The 7,887-nt window shown below is 75.0% G+C and carries 8 protein-coding genes; 5 read left to right on the top strand and 3 right to left on the bottom strand.

The genetic code is table 11. The features are described from left to right. Both AB0O00_RS24380 and AB0O00_RS24375 read right to left on the bottom strand, forming a co-directional pair. On the bottom strand, positions 1–918 hold a 918-nt coding region (locus AB0O00_RS24380), incomplete at its 3' end, for a zf-HC2 domain-containing protein (protein ID WP_363655098.1). Continuing rightward, a complete protein-coding gene (locus AB0O00_RS24375; protein ID WP_363655096.1) occupies positions 915–1,631 on the bottom strand; it encodes a sigma-70 family RNA polymerase sigma factor in 717 nt (238 codons plus the stop codon). The genes AB0O00_RS24380 and AB0O00_RS24375, both read right to left, overlap by 4 nt. Before the next feature lie 494 nt (positions 1,632–2,125). Between AB0O00_RS24375 and AB0O00_RS24370 the strand changes: the two genes are divergently transcribed. Next, complete coding sequence (locus AB0O00_RS24370; RefSeq protein ID WP_363655094.1) at positions 2,126–2,605, top strand: ATP-binding protein; 480 nt, start codon at positions 2,126–2,128, stop codon at positions 2,603–2,605. Positions 2,606–3,208: 603 nt separating this feature from the next. On the opposite strand, the gene AB0O00_RS24365 is transcribed toward AB0O00_RS24370, so the two are convergent. After that, positions 3,209–4,177 (bottom strand): helix-turn-helix domain-containing protein, encoded by a 969-nt coding sequence (locus AB0O00_RS24365; RefSeq protein WP_363655092.1) that lies wholly within the window; start codon positions 4,175–4,177, stop codon positions 3,209–3,211. A gap of 141 nt (positions 4,178–4,318) precedes the next feature. On the opposite strand from AB0O00_RS24365, the gene AB0O00_RS24360 reads away from it, so the two are divergent. The 4 genes from AB0O00_RS24360 to AB0O00_RS24345 all read left to right on the top strand — a co-directional run. Next, positions 4,319–5,641: an MFS transporter gene (locus tag AB0O00_RS24360; protein WP_363655090.1), complete on the top strand. Its 1,323-nt coding sequence runs from the start codon at positions 4,319–4,321 to the stop codon at positions 5,639–5,641. A 22-nt stretch (positions 5,642–5,663) separates the two neighbouring features. Continuing rightward, on the top strand, positions 5,664–6,191 hold the full coding sequence (locus AB0O00_RS24355; RefSeq protein ID WP_363655088.1) for a GNAT family N-acetyltransferase: 528 nt from the start codon (positions 5,664–5,666) through the stop codon (positions 6,189–6,191). Positions 6,192–6,323: 132 nt separating this feature from the next. Continuing rightward, positions 6,324–6,668, top strand: coding sequence for a DUF4229 domain-containing protein (locus AB0O00_RS24350; RefSeq protein ID WP_363655086.1), 345 nt, complete (start codon positions 6,324–6,326; stop codon positions 6,666–6,668). A 31-nt stretch (positions 6,669–6,699) separates the two neighbouring features. After that, a partial coding sequence (locus AB0O00_RS24345; RefSeq protein WP_363655084.1) for a LacI family DNA-binding transcriptional regulator occupies positions 6,700–7,887 on the top strand: 1,188 nt, incomplete at its 3' end.

Genomic DNA, 7,887 nt, shown 5'->3' with positions numbered 1-7,887 from the left:
CGCCGGCGCCCCGGCCGGCTGGGCGGCCCGCAGCCCGGCCAGGGCGTGCGGGACCATCCGGACCGCCAGCTCCACCATCTGCCGCAAGTGCTGCGGCGCGGGCGGGTCGTACGGGTACGCCACCGCGCGGGCCACGTCCTCGCCGTGCACGAAGCACTCGAAGGCGCGGTCCACGAACGCGTCCCGCAGCGGGACGGTCGCGAAGCCGAAGTCCACCGGCGTGCTGCCCTGCGGGGCGAGCGCGGCGCTGCGCACCAGGTCGTGGGTCTGCTGCCGCCAGTGGGCCCGCACCGACTGCGGCGGCCGGCCGGCCGCCCCGGCCACCAGCCGCGCGGTGCGCCCGGTGATCCCGGCGTACCGGCCGCCCTGCGGCGGCACCCGCGGCGGCCGCGGCCGGACGTCCGGCTCCTGCGGCGGCACCCGGCGCTCGACGGGCGCGGCGGCGGCGCCCGGAACGGCCGGCACCGGGTCCGGCAGGCCGAGGGCGAGCGCCACGTAGCCGTCCACGGCGGCCAGGTGGCACAGCACCTCGGCCGGACGCAGGTACTCGGTGCCGCCGTGCCACGGGAGTTCGGCGACCTCCTGCCACTCCTCCGGGCCGAGGTCGCGCAGCAGCGCGTCGAGCTTGGCGGTCTCCGCCGCGTACGGAACTCCCCAGGCGGGGACGGGCAGTTCGGCCGGACGGCGGGACAGGCACCAGTCGAGCACCTGCTGGCGCAGCTGGCCCGGCTGGTCGAGCGGCTCGTCCACGGCGAGCCAGCCGGCCGCCTCGCGCAGCCGCGCGGCCTCCTCGGCGCACTCCGGGCAGGCGCGCAGGTGGAGTTCGAGTTCGGCGGCCTCGGCGGGCGGGCACGCGCCGAGGGCCCATGCGCCGAGCAGCGAGCGCAGGGCGTCGTGCTGCTCCCCGGTGATCGTCACGTGCCCCCGTTCCCGTTCCCGTTCCCGTCCCGAGCCGTCCGTCCGGAGGCCCCGTCCTGCGTGTTGTGCCCGCAGGTCGCGTCCTGCGCGCTGCGTCCGCAAGTGCCGTCCTGCGCGTTGCGTCCGTACTGGCGGGCGCGCTCGTCGGCCAGTTCGGTGGCGAGCAGCTCCAGGCCGAGCCGCATCCGCTGCTTGGCGGCCTGCTCGCTGATGCCGAGCCGACGGGCCGTCTCCTGGTAGGTGCGGCCGTCGTAGTACGTCACGGCGATCGTCTCACGCAGGCTGTGGGGGAGGGAGTCGACCACGTACTGCATGCGCGCGGCGGTGGCGACTTCGCGGATCTCGTCCTCGGCGGAGCCGGGACCGGCGCCCGGTTCGGCGGCACGGCGCAGGCGCAGCCGGTCGACGGCGCGGCGGTGGGTGAGCGCGCCGAGCCAGGAGCGCAGCGAGCCCTGGGCGGGGTCGAACGCCTCGGGGTGCTCCCAGACGTGGGCGAAGACCTCGCGGGTGAGCTGCGCGGCGGCGGCCTGGTCGGCGAGTATGCGCCCGGCGAGTCCGTGCACCATCGGCGCGAGCCGGTCGTAGAGTTCGCCGAGCGCGGTCTCCTCGCCGCGGGCGAGGCGCCGTTGCAGCTGCTCGTCCCAGCGGGGAGCGGCGTTCGCGGCCGTCGCGGCACCGCGGTCCGGGGTGGCCATCGGGCCGGGGGCGGCCATCGCACACCACCCTCCTGCCCGGGGTCCGCTGGCTTACTCAACGGTATCTTGCGGTCCTCGGACGGCGGGAGGAATCCCCGAAGAAGGGAACCGTGAGTTTCGGATCGTCAGATGGTGGGACGGTCGGCTCGTGGGACCGTCCCTCGAAGCCGCTGTTCGAAGGCCGTTGGACATATGTCGCACGGGTGGTTCGCGAGTGGCGGGCCGGGTGTCGGGGGTGTGCGGCGGTAGGTTCGCCACTGCCGGTCCGGTGGGGTCGGCGGCGGTCCGGCCGAGCGCCGGTGCGAGGCTCGCCAGAGTGAACGGGACAGTATGCACTGCCCTGTCCCCCGATCGCTGGAATATGCCCGAAGCGCTTGCTGCGGTCCGTCCGCCCGCTCATCCTGAGGCGTATTCGTGTCGCGGCCAGCACCGGGTGGGACGTGCGAGGGCCCGGCCGGCCGGACCGGCCCGATCGGGACGATGGCCGAACTGCGAGTGCGGGTGGTGGAGCGGTGCAGGTTCTTCAAGTTCAGCTGGCGGTGCAGGCGGATCCCGCCGAGGTGGGCCGGGCCCGCCGGTGGGTGCGCTCGCGGCTGTTGAACCACGGGGTCGACCCGGACGCGCCGATGGCCGAGACGGTGGTGCTGGTGGTCTCCGAGCTGGTGACCAACGCCGTGGTGCACACCGGCTGTCCGGCCGTGCTGCGGCTGTGCCTGCCGGTGGACGCCGCCGTCCCGGCGGGCGCCCCGGTGCCGGCCGCCCCGCTGCGGGTGGAGGTCGCGGACGCGAGCCAGGTGGCGCCGGCGCCCCGGCACGCGGGGGCGGACGCGGACGCGACCAACGGACGCGGGCTGGAACTGGTCGAGTTGCTCTGCGAGCGGTGGGGCTGGTACCCGGACGGCTCGGGCAAGCGGGTGTGGTGCGAGATCGGTGCGGACGCCCGGCCGGCGGACCCGCTGGCGGGGGTGGACTGGGCGGCGCTCGCGCAGTAGGCGCCGCCGCGCGATTACTGCAGTGCGATTACTGCATTGCGATCACCGCCGCGCGATCGCCGCCGCGCGGTCACCGCGCCGACCTGGAGCGCGACCGCCGCAACGATCACCGGCCGAAACCTGACGCAACCATTCCGAATTTCCGACAACCCATTGACGTGACGTATCCGACTGATCACGCTTGGGTGCAGCTCTCCGTCGCGAGGGGACGCCGAGGGGACACCCGCCCGGCCGTCGTGGTGCTGCTGTCCAGGGGGATCGTGCCAGCAGGGGGGACCGCGGCCTGCCGGAGGTGGAAACCTCCTCGGCGAGTGCGGAGAGCGGTGCGCGGGTTCAGGGCCCGTGCGTTGCGGTTGGATGGCGGCCGGCCGTGCCGCGCTCGGGGTGTGCACGGCCCGCCGCCATCCGATCCGCCCAATCCGCCGTCCGGTCCGCCGACGTGTGTGCCGACCCGTCTGCCGACCGATGTGCCCTCGGGCGGCGTCGGTTTCCGGCCAGTCGTCCAGGCATTGCCCAGGAATCCCTCAGGAACCTCCGGCAACTTCCGGCGACCTCGGGCAACTTCCGGCGACCTTCGCCAACCTTCGGCAGCTCCGGCGACCTTCAGGACACCGCCCGGAACGTCTTCCGGTAGGCGCTCGGTGCGACGTCGAGGCGCCCGCGCAGCTGCAGCCGCAGCGAGGTCGCGGTGCCGAACCCGGACTCCCGGGCCACCTGGTCGATCGTCAGGTCGGTGCGCTCCAGCAACTGCCGTGCCCGCTCGGTGCGCTGGACGGTGAGCCACTGGCCCGGGCTGCTGCCGGTCTCCTCGCGGAAGCGCCGGGTGAACGTCCGCACGCTCATGCCCGCGCGGTCGGCGAGTTGGCGCAAAGCGAGCGGTTCGTCCAGGTGCTCCAGCGCCCACGCGCGGACCGCCGCGGTGCCGGTGCCGCCGTGCTCCACCGGGCTCGGGGCCTCCACGTACTGCTTCTGGCCGCCCTCGCGCCACGGCGGGACGAGGCAGTTGCGGGCCACCGCGTTGGCGACGGCGCTGCCGTGGTCGCGCCGCACCACGTGCAGGCACAGGTCCACCCCGGCGGCCACCCCGCCGGAGGTGAGGACGTCGCCGTCGTCGGTGTAGAGCACGTCGGGGTCGAGCCGGACCTTCGGGTACAGCTCGGCGAAGCGCTCGGTGTAGCGCCAGTGCGTGGTGGCCGGGCGGCCGTCCAGCAGACCGGCGGCGGCCAGCAGGAAGGAGCCGGTGCAGATCGACATCAGCCGGGTGCCGGGCCGGATCCGGGCGAACGCGGCGGCCAGTTCGGGCGTGTACGCGGCGTCGGGGTTGGTCGGGCTGGAGTCGGCGCACGCCGGGATCACCACCGTGTCGGCCCGCTCCAGGAGTTCGGGCCCGTGGTCGACGGCCACCCGGAAGTCGGCGCTGGTGGCGATCGGCCGGCCGTCCAGGGTGCAGGTCGCAACCTTGTAGAGCGGCTCGCCGCCGGGCCCCTTCGCGCCGCCGAAGATCCTTGCGGGGATGCCGAGTTCGAAGGCGATCACCCCGTCCAGGGCCAGGACCGCGACCAGGTGCGTCATCTCGTTCCTCCCGTTCTTCCTGCGGGTGGGCCGCGCGACCGCGGACCCCGGCCAGCCTAGGCCAGACCGTGGCCCGATTCTTTCGAAAGCTGGCATTCAGGCCACTCGTCGCCGTCCGGCCACCCCGGGAGACTCGACCGCGTGACCGAACGCAACGTCCTCGCCCCCACTCCCGCCCCCTCCGCCGCGACACCCGCCCGCCCGGCCCGGCGGGTGCACTACGCCTGGGTGGTCGCCGGCGTCTCCCTGCTGGTGCTGCTCGGCTCGGCCGGCTTCCGCTCCACGCCGAGCCTGATGATGGACGCCCTGCACAACGAGTTCGGCTGGTCGCTCGGGACCGTCTCCAGCGCCACCTCCGTCAACCTCACCCTCTACGGCCTCACCGCCCCCTTCGCCGCCGCCCTGATGGACCGCTTCGGCGTGCGCCTGGTCGTCGTGTGCGCGCTGCTCACCATCTCGGTCGGCTCCGGGCTCACCATGCTGATGCGCGAGCCGTGGCAACTGGTGCTCTGCTGGGGCGTGTTGGTGGGCCTCGGCAGCGGCTCGATGGCCGGCGCGTTCGCCACCACGATCACCGGCCGCTGGTTCCGCGCCCGCCAGGGACTCGTCACCGGCGTGCTGACGGCCGCCGGCGCCGCGGGCAACCTGATCTTCCTGCCGGTCGGCGCCTGGCTGGTCGAGCACCACGGCTGGCGCTCGGCGGTCGTCGTCGTCTCGCTCGCGGCCAGCGCGGTCGCCGTCCCCGTCCTGTTCTTGATGCGCGAGCGGCCGGCCGACATCGGCCTCCTCCCGTACGGCGCGACCGAGGCCCCGCCCGCACCCGTCGCCGACGGCCGCGCGCTGGCCCGTACGCTGCGCGTGCTGCGCGACGCCGCCCGCACCCGGGCGTTCTGGCTGCTCGCCGGCTCCTTCGCGATCTGCGGCGCCACCACGGCCGGCCTGGTCGGCACCCACTTCATCCCGGCCGCCCACGACCACGGCATGCCCGTCACGACGGCGGCGAGCCTGCTCGCCACGATCGGCCTGTTCGACGTGGTGGGCACCATCGCCAGCGGCTGGTTCACCGACCGCGTCGACTCGCGCCTCCTGCTGATCGTCTACTACGGGCTGCGCGGGCTCTCCCTGCTCCTCCTGCCGCAACTGCTGGCCGGCTCGCTGCAGCCGCCGATCCTCGCCTTCGTGGTCTTCTACGGCCTGGACTGGGTGGCCACCGTGCCGCCGACCGTCGCCCTGTGCCGCCGGCACTTCGGCGAGGACGCGCCGATCGTCTTCGGCTGGGTGCTCGCGAGCCACCAGATCGGCGCGGCCGTGGTGGCCGGGCTCGCCGGCTTCGCCCGGGACGCCCTCGGCAACTACGACGCCACCTGGTACGGCGCCGGCGCCCTGTGCGCGATCGCGGTCGGCCTCTGCCTGGCGCTCCGCGGCACCGGCCGCAAGGACCGGCCCGTTCTCGCCGTGTCGTAACGACCGATTAGGCTCCGCACCCATGACGCTCACCTTCACCCTCGACCCGAAGCCCGACCCCGACCTGCGGGCCGCGATCGTCGGCCTGTGGACCGACGTCACCAACGCCGGCGGGGCCGTCGGCTTCGTGGCGCCGGTCACCGAGGACGACGTCTGGGACACCGCCGACCACCACTTCGCCGGGATCGCCCCCGAGGGGCCGGACCGCCTCCTCGTCGCCCACGAGGCGGAGAGCGGCCGGCTCGTCGGGGTGCTCTTCTTCGAGTCGATGCGCTTCAACCTCATGGAGCACTGGCGGATGCTCAAGCGCGTCATGGTGCACCCCGACACCCAGGGCCGCGGGTACGGCGTCGAGCTGATGGCCGAGGCCGAGCGGATCGCCCGGGAGTGGGGGCTGGACGGCCTGCGGCTGACGGCGCGCGGCGGCCAGGGCCTGGAGAAGTTCTACGCCCGCTGCGGCTACCGCGAGGTCGGCCGGGTCCCGGCCGCGATCCGGGTCGCCCCCGGGGACGACCGCGACGACATCACGTTCTGGCTCGACCTGCGCTGACGGTCCTGCCCGGCCGGCGCTCCGGACGGGCCCGGAAACGGGGGACGGGCGACCCGTCCCCCGCTCCGCGCGTCGGGCATGCTTCACTGGGAGACCGGCCCCGACCCCCAGCGCAGTGAAGGACGTGCCCCAGTGAGCAGCAGCAACGGCCCCGCCAAGTCGCACGCCACGCTCCGCTACACCTCCCTGCGGGTCAGCATCTTCCTCGGCTGCCTGCTGGTGGCCCTCCTGCTCGGCCACTTCGGGATCATCCCGGTCAGCGGCCAGACCGGCGTGATCTTCCTCTTCCTGCTGGCCGCGATCGCCTCCGCGCCGCTCAGCTACGTGCTGCTCAGCCGCCAGCGCGACGACATGTCCGCCCAGATCACCACCAAGGTCTCCGGGATGCGCAGCCGCACCGCCGACCGGATCGCCGCGCAGAACGCCGAGGAGGACGCGGCCGACGAGGCCGCCCGCGCCGCCGCCGCGCGGAACTGAGGCCGGACCGCCCCGGCCCGCTCCCGCCGCCGTGTCCGCCGCCACCGATCTCCCGCCGAACCCCGAGCCGCCCAACTCCGAGCCGCCGAACCCCGAGCCGGGCCGTTCCGCATCGGCCGCCCACGAGCCGGGCCGTTCCGCATCGGCCACCCACGAGCCGGGCCGTTCCGCATCGGCCGCCCACGAGCCGCACGGCGCCTCCGGCACCTGGCCCGCCCCCGCGCGGCGGCCCACCGGCCGGGACGTCGCCCGCCTCGCCGGGGTCTCCCAGGCCACCGTCTCGCTCGTGTTCTCCGGCTCCGAGGCCGGCTCCCGTGTCTCCGACGCCACCCGCGAACGCGTCCGCGAGGCCGCCCGCAGCCTCGGCTACCGCCCGCAGGCGGCCGGCCGCCAACTGCGCCTGGGCCGCAGCGGGATGATCCTGCTCGCCGTCCCGAACCTCCTCGGCCCGTTCTTCGGCCGGGTGCTGGAGGGCGTCCACGAGGAGGCCGGGCGGCACGGCCTGGCCGTCGTGGTCAGCTCCGGCTGGGGCAGCGCGACCCTCGCCGAGGCCGCCACCACGAGCCGCTTCGACGGCCTGCTGATCTGCTCGCCGGACGACAGCCAGCTCGGCGAACTGCCCGCCGACACCCCCGCCGTCTTCCTCGACGCCGACCCGGGCACCGACCGCGCCCGGCCCACCATCGAGCTCGACGTCGCGGGCGGCATGCGCGCCGCGGTCGAGCACCTGGCCGCGCTCGGCCACCGCAGGATCGGCCGGCTGCGCGCGATCCATTCCGCCTACACCTTCCGGGTGCGGCAGGCCGCCTTCGAGCAGGCCGCGGCCGAACTCGGCCTGGACGTCGTCGAGTCGGGCGTCCGCCTGAACGAGGGGCACCCGGCCGCCCGGAGCGTCGCCCGCAGGATGCTGGAACGGCCGGACGCGCCGCGCGCGGTGATCTGCGACGACGACGTGGTCGCGTCCGGGGTCTACCAGGCCGCCGCCGAGCTGGGCGTGCGGGTGCCGGACGAGCTGTCCGTGGTCGGCATGGACAACGTGCCGGTCGCCGCGCTGCTCGCCCCGCCGCTGACCACCGTCGACCTGCCCGGCGAGGAACTCGGCCGCGTGGGCACCGCCGCCCTGGCCGGCCTGCTGCGCGGCGAACGGGTGGCCCCGCCGTCACCGCTCGCGACCTCGCTCGTGCTGCGCTCGTCCACCGCCGCGGCCCGCCGACCCGAC

Origin of the sequence: Kitasatospora sp. NPDC093558 (assembly GCF_040683475.1) — a bacterium.
GTDB lineage: Bacteria > Actinomycetota > Actinomycetes > Streptomycetales > Streptomycetaceae > Kitasatospora.
This window is presented reverse-complemented; position numbering and strand designations above follow the sequence as displayed.